At 67.8% G+C, this 17,194-nt stretch carries 17 protein-coding genes; 14 read left to right on the forward strand and 3 right to left on the reverse strand.

What is annotated here, in order from left to right; translation table 11 throughout:
* Positions 1-14: 14 nt before the first annotated feature.
* The 3 genes from NGR01S_RS11730 to NGR01S_RS11735 all read right to left on the reverse strand — a co-directional run bounded on the left by NGR01S_RS11730 (position 15) and on the right by NGR01S_RS11735 (position 3,146).
* Positions 15-1,334: a PP2C family protein-serine/threonine phosphatase gene (locus NGR01S_RS11730; RefSeq protein WP_245664534.1), complete on the reverse strand. Its 1,320-nt coding sequence runs from the start codon at positions 1,332-1,334 to the stop codon at positions 15-17.
* Positions 1,331-1,669, reverse strand: coding sequence for an STAS domain-containing protein (locus NGR01S_RS32460; RefSeq protein ID WP_245664535.1), 339 nt, complete (start codon positions 1,667-1,669; stop codon positions 1,331-1,333). Before NGR01S_RS32460 ends, NGR01S_RS11730 begins: the two co-directional genes overlap by 4 nt.
* Positions 1,670-2,036: 367 nt before the next feature.
* Entirely contained in the window at positions 2,037-3,146 is a 1,110-nt protein-coding gene (locus tag NGR01S_RS11735) for an XdhC family protein (protein WP_218020758.1), read from the reverse strand.
* Positions 3,147-3,387: 241 nt separating this feature from the next.
* Between NGR01S_RS11735 and NGR01S_RS11740 the strand changes: the two genes are divergently transcribed.
* From NGR01S_RS11740 to NGR01S_RS11805, 14 genes are all read left to right on the forward strand, one after another.
* On the forward strand, positions 3,388-3,942 hold the full coding sequence (locus NGR01S_RS11740) for a MarR family winged helix-turn-helix transcriptional regulator (RefSeq protein WP_245664536.1): 555 nt from the start codon (positions 3,388-3,390) through the stop codon (positions 3,940-3,942).
* Positions 3,943-4,251: 309 nt separating this feature from the next.
* Entirely contained in the window at positions 4,252-5,223 is a 972-nt protein-coding gene (locus NGR01S_RS11745; RefSeq protein WP_063036202.1) for an ABC transporter substrate-binding protein, read from the forward strand.
* 1 nt (position 5,224) lies between these two features.
* Positions 5,225-6,016 (forward strand): ABC transporter permease, encoded by a 792-nt coding sequence (locus NGR01S_RS11750; RefSeq protein ID WP_063036203.1) that lies wholly within the window; start codon positions 5,225-5,227, stop codon positions 6,014-6,016.
* Complete coding sequence (locus NGR01S_RS11755) at positions 5,992-6,915, forward strand: ABC transporter permease (protein WP_245664537.1); 924 nt, start codon at positions 5,992-5,994, stop codon at positions 6,913-6,915. The genes NGR01S_RS11750 and NGR01S_RS11755 overlap by 25 nt, the downstream gene beginning before the upstream one ends.
* The gene (locus NGR01S_RS11760; RefSeq protein ID WP_063036204.1) at positions 6,908-7,729 is read left to right on the forward strand and encodes an ABC transporter ATP-binding protein; all 822 of its coding nucleotides are present in this window, start codon (positions 6,908-6,910) and stop codon (positions 7,727-7,729) included. Before NGR01S_RS11755 ends, NGR01S_RS11760 begins: the two co-directional genes overlap by 8 nt.
* Entirely contained in the window at positions 7,729-8,604 is an 876-nt protein-coding gene (locus tag NGR01S_RS11765) for an FAD binding domain-containing protein (protein WP_063036205.1), read from the forward strand. The genes NGR01S_RS11760 and NGR01S_RS11765 overlap by 1 nt, the downstream gene beginning before the upstream one ends.
* Positions 8,597-9,145, forward strand: coding sequence for a (2Fe-2S)-binding protein (locus NGR01S_RS11770; RefSeq protein ID WP_063036206.1), 549 nt, complete (start codon positions 8,597-8,599; stop codon positions 9,143-9,145). Before NGR01S_RS11765 ends, NGR01S_RS11770 begins: the two co-directional genes overlap by 8 nt.
* Positions 9,142-11,559, forward strand: a complete 2,418-nt coding sequence (locus NGR01S_RS11775; protein WP_084480692.1) for a xanthine dehydrogenase family protein molybdopterin-binding subunit — start codon at positions 9,142-9,144, stop codon at positions 11,557-11,559. Before NGR01S_RS11770 ends, NGR01S_RS11775 begins: the two co-directional genes overlap by 4 nt.
* A gap of 121 nt (positions 11,560-11,680) precedes the next feature.
* Positions 11,681-12,523: an aspartate dehydrogenase domain-containing protein gene (locus tag NGR01S_RS11780; RefSeq protein ID WP_063036207.1), complete on the forward strand. Its 843-nt coding sequence runs from the start codon at positions 11,681-11,683 to the stop codon at positions 12,521-12,523.
* 172 nt (positions 12,524-12,695) lie between these two features.
* Positions 12,696-14,294 (forward strand): aldehyde dehydrogenase, encoded by a 1,599-nt coding sequence (locus NGR01S_RS11785; RefSeq protein ID WP_084480760.1) that lies wholly within the window; start codon positions 12,696-12,698, stop codon positions 14,292-14,294.
* A gap of 12 nt (positions 14,295-14,306) precedes the next feature.
* The gene (locus NGR01S_RS11790; RefSeq protein ID WP_063036208.1) at positions 14,307-14,648 is read left to right on the forward strand and encodes a RidA family protein; all 342 of its coding nucleotides are present in this window, start codon (positions 14,307-14,309) and stop codon (positions 14,646-14,648) included.
* 44 nt (positions 14,649-14,692) lie between these two features.
* Positions 14,693-15,211 (forward strand): cupin domain-containing protein, encoded by a 519-nt coding sequence (locus tag NGR01S_RS11795; protein WP_063036209.1) that lies wholly within the window; start codon positions 14,693-14,695, stop codon positions 15,209-15,211.
* A gap of 31 nt (positions 15,212-15,242) precedes the next feature.
* Positions 15,243-16,196 carry a PDR/VanB family oxidoreductase gene (locus tag NGR01S_RS11800; protein ID WP_084480694.1) on the forward strand — a complete coding sequence of 318 codons (954 nt, stop codon included), beginning with the start codon at positions 15,243-15,245 and terminating at the stop codon, positions 16,194-16,196.
* Between the two features lie 29 nt (positions 16,197-16,225).
* Positions 16,226-17,188: a VOC family protein gene (locus NGR01S_RS11805; RefSeq protein ID WP_063036210.1), complete on the forward strand. Its 963-nt coding sequence runs from the start codon at positions 16,226-16,228 to the stop codon at positions 17,186-17,188.
* Positions 17,189-17,194: the final 6 nt, after the last annotated feature.

The raw sequence follows: 17,194 nt of genomic DNA on the forward strand, positions 1-17,194 counted from the left end.
CTCCGGTCTCCCGTTCACGGTCCGGTCTTCTCCCGCTGCTGCGGCCACATCGGCGCGGTGACCACGACCAGCGCGATATCGTCGTGTTGCCGGTGCCCGACCCACTGCGCGGCGAGCATCTGGACATGTTCGACGACCGCCTCGGCGGGCATTCCGGCGCACCGCGACAGTGCCTCCAACAGACGGTGTTCCCCGAACATGCTCGTACCGAGTGGACCACCGCGGGCTTCGGTGATCCCGTCGGTATACAGCAGACAGCTTTCTCCCGGTTCGAGTGTGGTTCGCAGGGTGGTCGCGGTGACTCGCGGCAGCACGCCGATCAATTGCCCTCGGGTGTCGGCCTTCTCCACTGTGCCGTCGGAACGCACGATCAGTGGCGGTGGGTGACCGGCGGCCGTGAGTCGTATCCGCACCCGGCCGTCGCGGTGGGCGACCGAGGCCATGACCAGGGTGGCGAACCGGTCGTGGTGGGAGGTGAGCAGCGCCTGATTGAGAAGGTTCAGCACTTTCTCGTGGTCGTCGGACATGGAGACCAGCGCATGCAGTGTATTGCGGATCTTGCCGGTCAGGACGGCGGCCTCGAGGCCTTTCCCGCAGACATCGCCCAGGACGACAAGTGATTCGTCGCGGGTTCCGGCGGCCGCATGGACATCGTAGAAATCACCGCCGACGATCTGGTGGTTCTCCGAAGCCCGGTAGCCACTGGCCAGCTCCACACCGTGGACGCGCGGCAGCCGCGGCGGTAGCAGTTCGCGCATGAGCAGGTCGGTGATAGCGGTTTGCTCGGCGTAGAGCCGGGCGGCCGACAGGGCTGCCCCGGCGCGGATTGCGAAGAGGTGGGCCAAGATCTCGTCCCGCTCCCCGAAGGGATGCCGACCGACTCGGCGGAACAGGACGAGCGCGCCGGCGGGAAGCCCGTGACCGGGTAGCGCGATGATCATCACCGAGCCGAGCGGACCGCGGAAGTCCTCGGGCAGAATCCAGGACGGGACGGCATGCGGATCGATCCAGCGCGACGGTACCGGTGGAAAGCCGAGCAGGGCTTCCGCGAGACCCGGTACGGCAGCCGGGTCCCGGTCGACGAGTTGGTGCCGTACCTTGTCGACCGAGCAGGTGATCACGGGCAGCCGGAGGTCCTGGACAGGTGCTACGACGGTCGCCCCGTCGGCGAGACGGGCCGCCAACCGAGCGACGGATTCGGTGCACCGCTCGATATTCAGCGATGCCGACAGGGCCTCGGACGCTTCGATGAGGAACTCGGTCCGGCTGCGCTCCTCCGCGAGTTCCACGCCGGTGGTGCGCCGCCGTGGCCGACTCAGCGGTTCCCGGGTCACGCGATTGCGGCCGCGATACTGTCGAAAATCTGGAATTGCTCGGTGAGCCCGGTGACTTCGATCACCCGCCGCACGGCCGGTGAAACCGCCAGGCGCAGGTCCGGTGCCTCGTCCCGGCAGCCCAGCAGCACCTTCAGACCCGAGGAGTCGAAGAAACCCACTGCGGATAGGTCGAGGATCAGTGTCCGCGGCCGCTCGTCCATCGCGCGCGTCAATGCTTCGTGCAGGCGTGGAGCCGTATGGATATCGATCTCGCCGGTCGCGGTGACGGTGACCGACGCACCGTCCGGCAATACTTCGACCGTGAAATCACGTCGTCGGTCCTCATGATGCACGCTGGCGTCTCTTCCTGTGCTGGCGTCGGAGCGACCTTCTACACGGTCGTGCCGCAGGTGGCGGCCTCACTGCAGAGCCCTCGCTGAGCCGAACGGTTGTGCGCCGCTGCTCGGGGTGTGTCGCGCTGGATCGGGTGGCTCTGCGGGGCTGCGTTCTCAACACCGCAAGACTGCCTCACTCTACGGGCTGCTCGGGCTTCCTTCGCTCCCGGTCCCGGAGCAGGGATCGGGTCGGACGGCTCCGGTGCCCGTGGAGTTGCATTTCGCCATGGGGCTCCTGGTTCGAGTGGCGGCGCGAATGTCGCCGAGCGAGGCGATCGGCTTCCCGGGCCTCGATACCGGAGGTCGGATGGACCGGCCGCGACCTCTAGTCTGTTTCGAGGAGAGCCCGGTGGCTCATATCGGCGGGCGTCGGTGGGTGGATCGGCCCGGCGATGCGTGCGAGCCGCCGGCCGCTGCCGCCGCGGCGCCGGGCGATGACCTCGGCGAGGATGGAGACAGCGGTCTCCTCCGGTGTCGCGGCGCCCAGATCGAGCCCGATCGGGGAGGACAGGCGCCTCAGTTCGGCTTCGGTCACCCCGGCGGCGCGGAGACGTTCCATCCGGTCGGTGTGTGTCCGCCGGCTGCCCATGGCACCCACGTAACCCGCGTCGGACCGTAGGGCGATTTCGAGGGCCGGTACGTCGAAGCGCGGATCGTGAGTCAGGACGCAGATGGCGGTGGACGGTGTGATCGCCGCCTGTTTCAGGTAGTCCTGGGGCCACATCACCACCACTTCGTCGGCTTCCGGAAAGCGTTCGCACGTCGCGAAAACCGGCCGGGCGTCGCACAGTGTCACCGAGAACCCCAGGAGCTTCGCCGCTCGGACGAGCGCGTGGGCGAAGTCCACCGCGCCGAATACCAGCATGTTCGGCGGCCGAGAGATGGACGAGATCAGAACCGACAGCGCGCTCTCGGCGCATTCTCCGGTCTCGCCCAGCTGTACGGTCGTCACCGTGCCTGCCTCGAGGTGTCGGGCGGCCCGGGTGCGCACTGCCGCGTCCAGGCGCGGATCGCCGCAGGTGCCCGCCCATGATGTGCCGGTCGTGACGATCGACCCACCCAGGTGGACGCCCGCGGAGACGACGGTGGCCGTCGCGACCGGCCGGCCCGCCGCGACGCTGTCCGCGACCAGTGTGAGGCCGGGGGTATCCGTCGGCTCTACGCGCCGGATGAGGACATCCATCGCGCCGCCACACATCAGTGCGACGGCTCCGGCGCCGGCATCATCGGCCGAGTACCGGCGGATGGTCGCGTTCCCGGTGTCCATCACCTCGGTGGCGAGATGGAAGACATCGCTTTCGATGCAGCCACCCGAAATGCTGCCGACGACGGCGCCGTCTCGCGCGACGGCCATGACGGTGCCGACGGGACGGGGGATCGAGCCCACCGATCCGACGATTGTGGCCAGGGCGAGTCGATTCCGGCTGCCTGCCATCGGGCCACTGTGTTCAGCACCTCGTACATCCGACTACCCTCTGCCTTGTCGTGCCGGTCCGCGTTCGGTCGACCGGTGCGCGCGGTTCGCGGCCGGTGGTCACTGTCGGCGTTCACGCCGGTGCTGCGGCCGAGCCGTCCCGGCGAGACGATCGCCGGAGTCCCGCGCTGGTGGGATGATAGAAAAGATCGTACAGTACCTTTGCGCAAAGGTAAGCCGGTCGGGCGACGAGGGATGGGTTGTGGCAGAGGCAGTGACGGAAAACTCGGACGGTGTCGGCGAGATCATCCGGCAGTGGGCCCAATCGCGGCCCGAACTCGATGTCTCCGCGCTGGAGATCTTCGGGCGCATGCATCGCAGCTTCCTGCTCTACCGATCCCGGATCAACGGTGTGTTCGAGCAGTTCGGCACCAACGAGGCGGGGTTCGACGTCCTCGCGTGCCTGCGCCGGGCGGAGCCGGAGTTCCGGCGAACGGCGGGTGAGCTGGCGAAGCAGACGCTCGTGACGACAGGCGGCCTGACGCTGCGGGTCAACCGGCTGGAAGAGGCCGGGCTGGTGCTGCGGGAACGCGACCCCGAGGATGCCCGGGTGGTCTATGTGACCCTGTCCGATGCGGGGCGTGACCTGGTGGACCGGGTCGCCGATGCGCACTTCGCCGAACTCACGCACATGCTCGTGGGCCTGGACGCCGACCAGAAGGCTCGGTTGGCGGGGTTGCTCACGGTGCTGGAGGGATCGCTGCGAATGGCGGCGCTGCCGACGGGGGAGGGCGCCGCGGTCGATCGCACTGCCTGAATATCTGTTCTACACGCTCCCGGATCCCACGATCTGGGAGCGTTTGTCGTTTTCGGGGGAGTTTCCGCGACGTCCTTCCGGCGTTTTCTGTGGGTGCCGTCACGCGCGATTCATGGGTGTGACCTGCATCTCTCCGTTCATTTCGACGGATTCCGGTGGGGTTAACCCCCTGTTGATCGTCGGATTCGTGCCCATCCGACCGTTGACCTCTTAGCGGTAAGGAAGTACAAATCTCTTGCAGCCAAGATGTTCGGGCAACCGCGGTGGAATACAGCCCGGTCGCCACCATCGTCCCGACAGGAGACGTTCATGACGACAATCCGCCTCGCGGCCGCGGCCCTGCTGGCCGGCTCCGCCTTGGTTCTGAGCGCGTGCAGCGGTTCGGGCGAGCGCGCCGCCGTGGCCACCGACGGCACACTCGAGCAGACCGAGGTCTCGGTAGGCGTTCTGCCGCTGGCCGACTATGCGGCGGTGTACTGGGCGGACGAGAAGGGCTACTTCGAGAAAGAGGGGCTCACGGTAACGCTCGAGCCGATCCAGGGCGGGCCCATCGGTATCCAGAAGGTCGCCTCGGGAGAACTCGACTTCAGCATCGCCAACTCGATCTCCGCGGCGATCGCGCAGTCCCGCAAGACACCGATCACCACCGTCGCGCATACCGCCTCGCTCGGTGACGGCAGCGGAATCCTCTATGTGAAGCCGGATTCGCCGATCCGATCGCTGGCCGATGTCAACGGTAAGACCGTCGGCGTGAACACCACCAACAACATCGGCGATGTCACCATCGGCAACCTCGCGGCCGACCAGGGCGTCGATATCGAACCGCGGTACGTCGAGGTGCCGTTCCCGGAGATGCTGCCGGGAGTACAGGCCGGGTCGATCGATGTCGGGTACGCCCCCGAGCCGTTCTCCTCGGCCGCGCGCGGCGCCGGGATGCGGGAGATCGCGGACCTCACCACGGACACCAACAACGCACTGCCCGCGTCGATCTTCGTCGCGGGTGACGATTTCGTGGACGCGAACCCGGACACCACCGCGGCGTTCGCTCGCGCGATCTACGCCGCCGGGGCCGATATCTCCGCCCACGAGGCCGATTTCCGCAGCTGGCTGCCCGGTGTCGCGAAGGTCCCCGCGGAGGTAGCCCAGTCGATGTCGCTGCCGATCTTCGCATCGCGTATGGATCCGGCGAAGATGCAGTCCGTCGCCGATATGCTCGCCGCCCAGGGGCGGATCCCCGAGGGCTTCGACGTCACCTCGCACCTCGTCACGCTCGAGGACTGAGATGGATCTCCTCAGTGAGCCGCTCGGCCGGAAGCAGCAGATCGTCTACGGAATCGTCGGTGTGCTCGGGACGGCCGCGCTGACCGAACTGGTCATCCGGACCGGGGTGATCGCCACGCCCGGGTTGCCCGTTCCGAGCCGGGTGCTGACGGAGACCGGTGCGCTGTTCGGTGACCAGACCTTCTGGCAAGAAGTCGGTTTCACCCTCCGCGAATGGATGCTCGGACTGCTGATCGCGACCGTGGCCGGGATGGTGCTCGGCGGCCTGATGGGCGCCTTCACCAAAGTGTTCCTCGCCTTCGAACTCCCGGTCGAGGTCTTCCGGGTCCTGCCCTCGGTCGCGCTGGGTCCGGTCCTGGTGCTGTTGCTGGGTTCGGGGATGTTGCCGCTCTCGATCACGGTGGCGCTCGCCTGTATGTGGCCGATCCTGCTGAACACCCTGTACGGCGTGCGCGCCACCGACGCCACCGCCGTGCAGACGGCCCGGACCTTCGGACTCTCGGGGATCGCGATCCTGCGCCGCATCAAGATCCCCAGCGCACTTCCCTTCGCGTTCACCGGGATCCGGATCGCCGCGTCGATCGGGCTCATCGTCGCCGTCAGCGCGGAACTGCTGATCGGCAACGGTCAGGGGATCGGCGGTTACATCCTGCTCAACAGCGCCAACGCCACCAACCTCGACACCGTGTACGCCGCGACGCTGGTGGCCGGGGTCCTCGGCCTGGCGGTGAGCACTGTTTTCACCGCCCTCGACAACAAGGTGTTCGCATGGAAGAAGGGGCTGGCCCAGTGATGGTCGCATCGACCGACGACCCGGGACTCGCCGCGCCGGCCGTGCGGCCGGATCGGAAGTCTCCCGTGCTCGCCTCGGCCGCGCGTACCCGCGGCTCCCTGCCGGCGTCGCTGGGCAGGACAGGCATCCGGCTGCTGGTTCCCGTGCTGATCCTGGCCGCGTGGTGGGGGCTGGCGCAGTCGGAGGTCGGTTCGCTGATCGTGGCACCACCGTTCGAGGCGTTCGAACGGGTCTTCGCCGACTTCTTCGGTACCGACACCGGCCGGCTCTTCCTCGGCGACGCGACCTTCGACCATTTCTTCCCCAGCGTCTACCGGGCGATGGCGGGACTGCTGCTGGCCGTCGTGATCGGGGTGGCGCTGGGCGTCGCGCTGGGGGTCGTGCCTGTGCTCACGGCGCTGTTCCAGCCGCTCATCCACCTCGGGCGGTCGCTGCCCAGCCCGGCCCTGCTGGGGGTGTTCTTCTTCCTGTTCGGCACCGGGGACAGCCCGAAGATCTTCCTCATCGCGTTCTCCGTGGTCTGGCCCATCCTGTTCAACACGATCGACGGTGTGCAGAGCGTGGGAACCGGCCGGATGCAGGCGGCCGCGGTGTTCAAGATCTCGCGCTGGAAGGTGCTGACGCAGATCATCCTGCCCGGCGCCGGACCGAAGATCTTCGCCGGTGTGCGGACCGCGATGTCGCTGTCGCTCATCATCATGATCATCTCCGAACTGCAGAAGGCCGAGAACGGTCTCGGATATCTGCTGATCCGGTCACAGCGCGACTTCGACTACACCGGATTCTGGTCTGTCCTGATCGTGCTCGCCGCCCTGGGTGTCGCACTCAACTTCATCTTCGTGTTCGTCGAACGGCGGGCGTTGGCCTGGCACCGAGGAGTGACTCAGCAAAATGACTAGTACAGATGTGACGATCACGTCCGCGGAGCTGGTCCTCACCGGCATCTCGAAGTCCTACGGAACCAACCCGGCCGTCCGTGATATCACCGCCGACGCGCCGGCCGGCAAGGTCAGCGTGATCGTCGGGCCCTCCGGATGCGGTAAGTCGACCCTGCTGCGGATCATCAGCGGACTCGATACACCGACGACCGGCACGGTCACCTTCGACGGACGGCAGGTGTCCGGTGTGCCCGACGGTTTGGCCATGGTGTTCCAGGACTACGCGCGTTCCCTGTTCCCGTGGATGCGGGTGGACAAGAACATCGCCTTCCCGCTCGAACATCTGCCGCGGCCGGAGCGCGCCGCGCGGGTCCAGGAAGCCATCGACGCGGTCGGCCTGTCGGGCAAGGAGAAGCTCTACCCCTGGCAGATGTCGGGCGGTATGCAGCAGCGCGTCGCCATCGCCCGGGCGCTGGCCAGCCATCCGAAGCTGCTGCTCATGGACGAGCCGTACGCCTCGGTCGACGCGCAGACCCGCGCCGAACTCGAGGATCTGCTTCTGACGATCCAGGCGCGGCTGGGAATCACCGTCCTGGTGGTCACTCACGATATCGACGAGAGCGTGTACCTCGCCGATCACATCATCGTGCTGTCGAAACCGCCGAGCATCGTGGCGGAGACGATCGAGGTCGATCTGCCGCGGCCGCGGGATCACATCACCACCAAGACGGATCCACGATTCGTCGAGATCCGTTCGCATGTGACCAGGCTGCTGCGCGGTGAGGGCGTGGCAGCCGACAGTCCGCGCGATGCGGTTGTGAACAAGGCGCACTGATGAGGGCCACGGTCGACGGGTCCGGAATCGTCGCGCAGAGTCAATCGGCTCTCGCGCCGTTCCGGCTGTACCGTCCCGAATCGGTAACCGAGGTGGAGGCGGTGCTCGCCGCCGACCCGAAAGCGGTGATCGGTGCCGGATGCAGTGATCTGGTCGCCAGGATCCGGGAGGGCTGTACGCCGGCGGCGCTGGTATCGCTGCGGAAAGTGGCGGGCCTGAAGGCGATCACGCACCACGGCGGTGTCCTGCACCTGGGGCCGATGGTCACCCATCACGAGGGCGCGACCAGTGCGACTGTGGCCGCGGCGATCCCGGGGCTCGCGGCGGCATGGTCACGGATCGCCACCGTGCGGATCCGCTACACCGGAACGATCGGCGGGAATCTGATGGCCCGGCGCCATCGCTACGAGATGCCGTTACTACTGGGTGCTCTCGATGCCCGGCTGTCGATTTCGGACGGCCGCACTCTCGCATCCAGCGAACTGTGGACCGATGACACCAGCGCACTGCTCACCGGTATCGAGGTGTCCACCGCGGATCTGGTGTGGTTCGGGTACGAGCGTTCGATGCGCCCCACCACGACGGTCGCGCTCGCGATCCGGCGGGGCGCCGGCGCCACCCTGTCCGTCCACGCCACCGCGGGGTCGGAGTACCGCCGGGGTATCTCGTTGCGCGTCGACACCGGGGCCACGTCGGCGGCCGATATCGACACGGTGGCGACCGCCGCGGCCCTCGCCGCGCAACTCCCGGACGATATCGCCGATTACACCGGGTCGGCCGAGTACCGAAGGCACCTCGTCACAGTGCTGACCCGCAGGCTGCTCCAGGAGGCAGCCACTGCCACCCCCCATTGTGAGGACCAACCGCATGTGTGATCCCGATGCCGAGACGAGACCGGCCGGCGCGCAAGCTCCGCCGAGCACGCTCGACACCTCGATAGAGTTCGGCCTGAACGGCGAGAAACAGAACTGCAGAATCGATTCCAGCGCCGTCCTGCTCGATGTGCTGCGCGACGACTTCGGCTGCCGGGGCGTGCGGCGTTCGTGTGAACGTGGTGTCTGCGGAGCCTGCACGGTCCTCGTCGACGATGTGCCGGTCGCCTCCTGCTCGACCTTCGCGTTCGCGGTCGACGGTGCTTCCGTGGAGACCGTCGAGGGACTGGCGGCCGCGGACGGGACGCTCTCGCCCCAGCAGCGGGCATTCGCCGAATGCGGTGGTTACCAGTGTGGTTTCTGCACTTCCGGGATGCTGATGCTGACCACCGGTCTGTTGCGCCGGGAACCTCGGCCCGACCGCGGCACCATTCGCGAATGGATCAGTTCGAACACCTGCCGCTGCACCGGCTACGAAATGATCATGGAATCCGTCGAACGCGCGGCGGAGCTGACGGCCGCGCAGGACGGGGATCGCGAATGACGGCGATCTCGGATCGGTCGGCGGCCCGGGGCCCGCTGGTCGACGCGCGCACCCACGTGGTCGACGCCGGGGAAACGGTCGGCGGGTACCGGATCCACGAGTTGCCCACGGCACCGCCGGAACACCGGGTGGTCGGCCGGGACGGCCCGCGGGCGGACGCGACGGCGAAGGTGACCGGGCGGGCCGTGTACGGGGCCGATATCGTGCGCCCGGGCATGCTGCACGCGAAGGTGCTGCGCAGTCCGCACGCGCACGCCCGTATCGTCTCCATGGACACCGCGGCCGCACGCGCGCTGCCGGGGGTCACCGCGATCGTAACCCAGGACGAGATCGACGGCTTGCAGTGCTACGGGACGATGGTGAAGGACCAGCCGGTAGTCGCGACCGGTGTCGTCCGATATGTCGGTGATGTGGTGGCCGCGGTCGCCGCCGTCGACGAGCGCACCGCGCTCGCCGCCCTGGACCTGATCCGGGTCGAATACGAGGTCCTGCCGGCGGTGTTCACCGTCGGGGAGGCCCTTGCGGAATCGGCGCCGGTCATCCATCCGGACGAACCGTTCGGGGTGATCCCGAAGTACGGGCAGGGCGCGTCGGCGTCGTTGCGCAGCGAACCGAATGTGAGCTACGAGTTCCGGTACCGCACCGGCTCGCCCGACGTCTGGGAGACATGTGACCATATCTTCGAGGACACCTTCGAGTTCTCGCGGATGAACCATATGCATCTCGAACCGTTCGTGACCGTCGCCGAGGCGAGTGCCGACGAGATCGAGGTGTGGACCTCGACGCAGGCGCCGTTCAACCTGCGCAAGGAGCTGGCGCGGGTTTTCGGGCTGCCGGAGAACCGGATCCGTGTCCATGTGCCGTTGATCGGTGGCGGTTTCGGCGCGAAGAACGGACCCAAGGCCGACCCGGTCGCGATCCGGCTCTCCCAGCTCAGCGGCGGGCGACCGGTCCGGTTCTGTATGACCACCGAGGAGGTGTTCCTCACCGTTTCGCAGCACGCGGCGACACTCATCGTGAAATCGGGTGTGCGGGCCGACGGTACCTTCGTCGCCAGGCAGTCGACAGTGCTGCTCAACGGCGGTGCCTATGCCGAGCACAGTCCAGCGGTCGCGGAGAAGGCCGGCTACCGGATGCCCGGCGCGTACCGCTGGCAGCACATCGATTCGGTGTGCAAGGTCGTCACCACCAATACTGTGCCGGCCGGGGCCTACCGGGGGTTCGGTGGTACCCAGGCGACGTGGGCCAGTGAGCGTCAGGTGGATCTGATCGCCGATCGCCTCGGACTGGATCCCTACGAACTGCGGGTACGCAATCTCAAAGCGCTCGGTGAGGAGTTCGTGCCGGGGGAGTCCGGGATCGACTCCGACCTGGTGGCAGGGATGCGGCTGGTGGCCGACGCGATCGGCTACCACGGGCGTGCTCACACCGGGAACCGGGGGATGGGCGTATCGGTCGGCGTCAAGGACGGCGGCGGTATCAACAAACCGGCAACGGCCAGGGTCAAGGTCACCACGCGGGGTGACGTCCTGCTCAACTGCGCGCTCACCGAGATGGGGCAGGGCGGGCACTCCGCGATGGCGCAACTGGTCGCCGAGGTGCTGCGCTGCGATCCCGCCCGGGTGGCCTACGCGCGTATCGACACCGACAACACCCCGTTCGACCAGGGGACCAATGCGTCTTCGGGCGTCGCGGTGATGGGGCAGGCGGTGCGGACGGCGGCCGAGAAGCTGCGGGACGAGGTACTCGACTGGGCCGGGGCGCAACTCGCCGTCGATTCCGCCCGGCTCGAGCTCGTGAACTGGCATGTGCGTACGCCCGACGGGATCGTGCACGACCTGTTCCCGATGATCATGGATGTCTTCGGGAACACCGGATTCGAATTCTCCGCCGACGGTTTCTACAAGGCGCGCAATGATCACCGGGCGCCGCTCGAGGCCCCGTGTGTGTTCTGGGAGATCGGCTGGGCGGCCGCCGAAGTGGAGGTCGACCCCGAGACGGGCCGGATCACCGTGCTGCAACTGGCGGTCAGCGGTGACGCCGGCAAGATCATCAACAAGATCGCGTGCCGCGGTCAGGACGAGGGGGCCGCGGTGTTCGGACTGGGACAGGCATTGTTCGAAGAACTCCGGTACGACTTGGACGGGGAACTGCTCAATGCCGAGGCACTGCTCTACCGGGTGCCGCTCGCCGAGGATATCCCCGAGCGTTTCGTCTCGATCACGCAGGAGCAGGGCCACGGTGCGGGACCGTTCGGCAGTAAAGGCATGGGAGAGGGTGGGATGCTACCCGTCGCGAGTGCCATCGCCCAGGCCGTCGCCGATGCGGTGGGGGTTCAGCTCACCGAACTTCCGCTGTCACCGCAACGGGTCTACGAGGCGATCGCCGCGCGCGAAGCGGAGGGGGCGCGATGATGCGAAACCTTCGCCTGCGCTCCGGCCTTCGCCACCGTTTCCGAGAGGACGCGATGATACGAACTCGCCACCTACGTGGCGGTCTCCGCCGACCGCATACAACTCTTTCCGAGGGGGCACGATGAATTCGGGGTACAACGGCACACAGTCGGCCACTGCGGTACTCGGTGCCCGGGAGCCGGCGCGGGTGTGCGTGCTCGGTTACGGCAGTATCGGCGCGGTCGTGGCCGACCGGCTCGTCCGCGGTGATGTACCCGGCGCCCAGCTGGTCGGGATCGTCAATCGGTCTCCGGTCGAGGGTCTCCCGGCGCCCGCGCTCTCGCTCGCGGAAGCGCTCGAACTCGCGGACGTGGTGGTCGAATGCGCCTCGCAGGAGGCGGTCCGGGAGGTCGGCCCGCACGTGGTCGACGCGGGATGCGACCTGCTGGTGTCCTCGGTGGGGGCGCTGTCGGATCCCGCCTTCGCGCAGCGGATCGCGGGCAGCGGGCCGGGCCGGGTCGTATGCACACACGGCGCGGTCGGCGGTCTCGACCTGCTCGCCGCCGCACGCGACGCGGCGCCGTTCGACCATGTGCTCGTCCGGTCGACGAAATCGCCGGGATCGCTGGTGCAACCGTGGATGGACGCGGCGGAGCGGCACCGGATCGGTACCACGACGACGCGACTCCGTGTTTTCGCGGGCAGTTCGACCGAGGCGGTGCGGCTGTTCCCGAAATCGCTGAATGTGGCTGCCGCGGTGAGTTTCGCGGTGAGCGACTGGGAATCGGTATCGGTCGAGTTGTACGCCGATCCGGACGCGGAGCTGACCTGTCACGAGATAGAGGCCGCGGGGCCGATCGGCCGGTACTCGATAAAGATCGAGAACCTGCCGAGCGCGGACAATCCGCGTACCAGCGCGGTGGTGCCGTACTCGATCCTGCGGACGCTGGCGCATCTGACCGGCTCCCCGAATCTCATCGCCTGACCGGCCCGCTGGACGCTACGACGGAAGCGGCCCGGCCTAAGCCCGCCACGACAAAATCACGCAGACATCTTGACGCAAAGTATCTTGTAGCTCAGACTCTTTTACTGGAGGGATTCGGAGCGGTGACTGCCCCGGACAAGTGCTGCGACAGAGGGAACGGATGAAGACTCCGATGGACTTACAGAGCAGCACGAGCACTCGTTCGCCGCGGGCGGCGAGCGAGATCTCCGCCCTCGGGCCGGAAGCCGTGCCCGCCGATAGCGCGGACCTCGACCGTTCGTGGGCAGCCGGACCGGCCCCCGATACGACCGACGAGATCTTCGTGGCCGGCCGGTGGGTGCGCGGCTCGGGCAAGGTCATCGAATCGGTCGACCCGGCCACCGGCCGGATCTTCGCCCGCCTGCACGGCGCTGTGGCACATGATGTCGACCTGGCCGTCGACGGCGGCCTGCGGGCCGTAGCGAGTTCCGGCTGGGCCGAATTGCTACCGCACGAGCGCGCGGCCGTCCTGTACCGCATCGGCACCGCGATCGAGGCCAACACCGACCGCATCGCCGCCCTGCAAACCGCCGACACCGGAAAGACACTGGCCGAGACCCGCGCACTCGCGCGCAGCGCCGCCGGCACCTTCCGGTTCATGGCGTCGGCGCTCGAGACGATGGAGGAGGCGATCACCCCCCGGCGCGGACCGTTCCTCACCTTCGCGACCCACGAACCGATGGGTGTAGTCGGCGCCATCACCCCGTGGAACTCGCCGATCGCCTCGGACGCACAGAAGATCGCCCCGGCCCTCGCCGCGGGTAACGCGGTGGTCGCCAAACCGCCGGTATGGGCGCCGTGGGTGACCCTGCTGCTGGCCCGGCTGGCGGAGGAGGCGGGTCTGCCGCCCGGGCTGTTGTCGGTGCTGCCCGGTCCGGGCCGGACCGTCGGCGACGCGCTCGCCCGGCATCCGGGCATTGGCAAGATCTCGTTCACCGGCGGCACCGGGACCGGTCGGGCGCTGGCACATATCGCCGCCGAGAAGCTGATGCCGATCACGCTCGAACTCGGCGGGAAATCGCCCACCATCGTCTTCGCCGACACCGATCTCGATCAGGCGCTCGCCGGAGTCCTGTACGGCATCTTCTCCTCGTCGGGCCAGAGTTGTATCGCCGGTTCCCGGGTCTTCGTCCAGCGCGCGATGTACGACGAGTTCGTCGACCGGCTCGTCGCGGCGACCACGGCATTACGGGTGGGTCCGGGTACCGATCCGCGCACCCAGGTCGCGCCCATGGTCTCCCATGAGCATCGCGACGGGGTCGCGGCGATGGTCGACGACGCGGTGCGGGCGGGAGCGACGGTGCTGTGCGGGGCCGCCGTCCCCGCCGATCCCGCCCTCGCCGCGGGCGCCTACTACCTGCCCACCGTGCTCACCGGCGTTCCGAACAGCGCGACGATCTGCCAGGAGGAGATCTTCGGACCCGTCGCCGTCGTGCTCCCGTTCGAGGACGAGGCCGACGTCGTCGCCCAGGCCGACGACACGGTATTCGGCCTGGCCTGCGGGATCTGGACCGCCGACTATCGGCGCGCCTGGCGCACGGCCCGCGCCGTCCAGGCCGGAACGGTGTGGATCAACACCTACAAGCAGTTCAGCATCTCGACCCCCTTCAGCGGGCTGAAGGACAGCGGTATCGGGACCGAGAAGGGCCGCGACGGAATCCGGTCCTACATGAACCAGAAGAGCATCTACCTCGACCTGTCCGGGCAGCCGCTGCCCTGGGCAGGTCTGTGAGAAGGGAGCACCATGAGCGCTCATCCCTACAGCCCGGCCTTCGGAATCGCCGGCTTCGGATTCGTGTCCGGCGCACTGTCGGTCGATGAGGACGGGGTCGCGGTCCCCGGTCGCCGGGAAGCTCTCGAAGCCGCGATGGCGCGGCTGAGCGAGCGACTCTCGACCATCGATATGACGCTCGAGCACATTGTGAAGACCACCTATTTCGTCACCGACGTCGCCCTGCGGGACGAGGCGAACAGGCACTACGAGGCGGTATTCGCCGAGCCGCGCCCGGCGCGGTCGTTCGTCGAGGTCGCCGCGCTGCCCTACGGCGCGACGGTCGAGATCGAGGCCATCGCCCACCGCGGGTAGCGCACCCGCGTCCCACCAATCACCCACAGAGGAAGGCACACATCATGTCCAGCACCGAAAAGACCGGCGTCGATCTCGAAGCCCTGATCGACTCCTGCATCGCCGCCGCCGGCACCCGCTACGAGGACTGGGACACGCTCGGGTTCCAGGCGGCCAAGGGCGGCGACCGTTTCAAGCGGGCACAGATCCGCTACATCGGCTCGGGGGCCACCGGCAACCACGACACCGACAACAACATCATCAAGGCCGACCACTTCACCTTCTCCAATATGCGCCTGCCCGCAGGCGCGGTCGGCCCCGAACACACCCATCACGATGTCGAAGAGGTCTTCTACGTGCTCGAGGGCGAGATCGAGGTCGCCGTCCACGATGTCGAGGACGGGACGAAGAAGGCCGTGCGCACGCTCGGCTACCGCGACCTGATCCGCGTCCCCGCCGGGGTACCGCGCAGCCTCGCGAACGTCTCCGACTCCGACGCGCTGTTCTGCGTCATCATCGGCACCCCCAAGCCGCAGCTGCCCACCTACCCGCCCAGCTCCGAAATGTTCGGCGTCACCCGCTGATCCGAGCCGGAAGAAGGACGAGGAGAGCCCGATGGACGAGCCGATGAGGCGGACGCTGCGCGTCCAGCAGAAGACCTGGGAAGCCGACGGCGTCATCGGCATCACCTTTGTCGACCCGTCCGGTGCGGATCTGCCCGCCTGGGAACCCGGCGCACATCTCGCGCTGCATCTGCCGAACGGGCTCGTCCGGGAGTATTCGCTCTGCTCGGACCCGGCGGACCGGTCGCGCTGGACGGTGACGGTGCTGCGCACCCCGGATTCGCGGGGCGGCAGCACCCATATCCACGACCTCCTGCCGGTCGGTGGGTTGCTCGAGGTCGAGGGGCCCCGGCAGAACTTCGCGCTCGACACCGCGGCCCGCCACATCCTGGTCGCGGGCGGGATCGGTATCACCCCGATCCTCTCGATGGTGCGCACCCTGCACCGCGACGGCGCGGACTGGACACTGCTCTACACCGGACGATCCCGGTCGACGATGGCGTTTCTCGACGAGATCGACGCCCTGCCCGCCGACCGCGTGACGATCCACGCGGACGACGCGGCAGCGGGTCGGTTCCCCGACCTCGCCGGGCTGCTCGGGGATATCGATGCCGGCACCGTCGTCTACTGCTGCGGTCCCGAGTCGTTGATGTCCGCGTGCCGCGACGCGCTCCCGGACGCCGGGCAGTTGCGGATCGAGCGATTCAAGGCGCCCGAACCGATCGCCACCGGGGAGGACACGGCATTCGACGTGATCCTCGCCGGCAGCGGCCGCCGGATCCCGGTCGGCCCGGATGTCTCGGTCCTGAGCGCACTGCGGAACGCCGGTGTGCCGGTGGAGAGCTCGTGCACCGAGGGTATCTGCGGGACCTGCGAGGTCGGTGTCGTCAAGGGCGATGTCGAGCACCGCGACTTCCTGCTCTCACCCGAGGAGCAGCAGACCGGCGGCACCATGTTCGTCTGCGTTTCCCGGTGCCGCTCCGCCGAACTCGTCCTCGACCTGTAACCGGCACTCCCTCGACAGAAAGGTCGATCATGCGATTCTCCGGAACACCGGTCTGTACTCTGCGCGCATTGCGGTCGGTATCGGTCACGGTGCCCGATCCGGCCCGTTCGCGCGACTTCTATCACGAGGCCTGGGGGTTGAGCACCGTCGACGAAGACGGTGACACCTTCTGGCTGCGTGCCACGGGCAGCGAGCACCATGTGCTGCAACTGCGCGCCGGTGCCGGGAACGCACTGGACCGGATCACATTCGCGCTCGCGACCCCGCGTGAGGTCGACGAGGCGGCCCGCGCACTGCAGAAGCTGGGTGTCCCACTGCTGCGCGAACCCGGCCCGCTCGACGACGCGGGCGGCGGCTACGGTCTGCAACTCGTCGATCCGGAGGGCCGGTGCCTCGAGCTGTCCGCCGATACGTTCGCCGTCTCCGCGCAGGAACCGGCCGGCCGCCGGGCGATCCCCCGCAAGCTCGCGCATGTCGTGCTCAACACCAGCGATATCGATCGCACCGCCGACTTCTACACCCAGGTGCTCGGTATGCGGATCTCGGACTGGTCCGAACACCAGATGACCTTCCTGCGCTGTAATTCCGACCATCACGTCATCGCCCTGAACCAGGCCGACTTCCCGTCGATCAACCATGTGGCCTACGAGATGGAGAGCCTCGACCATTTCATGCGCGGGCTCGGCAGTCTCAAACGTAGCGGCATCGTTGCGCAGTGGGGTCCCGGCCGGCACGGTCCGGGCGACAACACCTTCTCGTACTTCACCGATCCGGCCGGGCTGGTGTGCGAGTACACGTCCGAGGTGGCGCAGATCGACGAGGATCGCTGGCTGTGCCGGACCTGGAAGCGTACGCCCGAACTCTCCGACCAGTGGGGGACGGCGGGTCCGCCGACGACCACGGTCCGCGCGGCGATGGCCGGCATACCCGATCTCGGGCATCGCCACCTGGTCACCCCGGGGATCGACGACTACTTCTACGGGGGACAGTGATGCGCC

The sequence above is a fragment of the Nocardia grenadensis NBRC 108939 genome (genome assembly GCF_001613445.1).
Taxonomy (GTDB): domain Bacteria; phylum Actinomycetota; class Actinomycetes; order Mycobacteriales; family Mycobacteriaceae; genus Nocardia; species Nocardia grenadensis.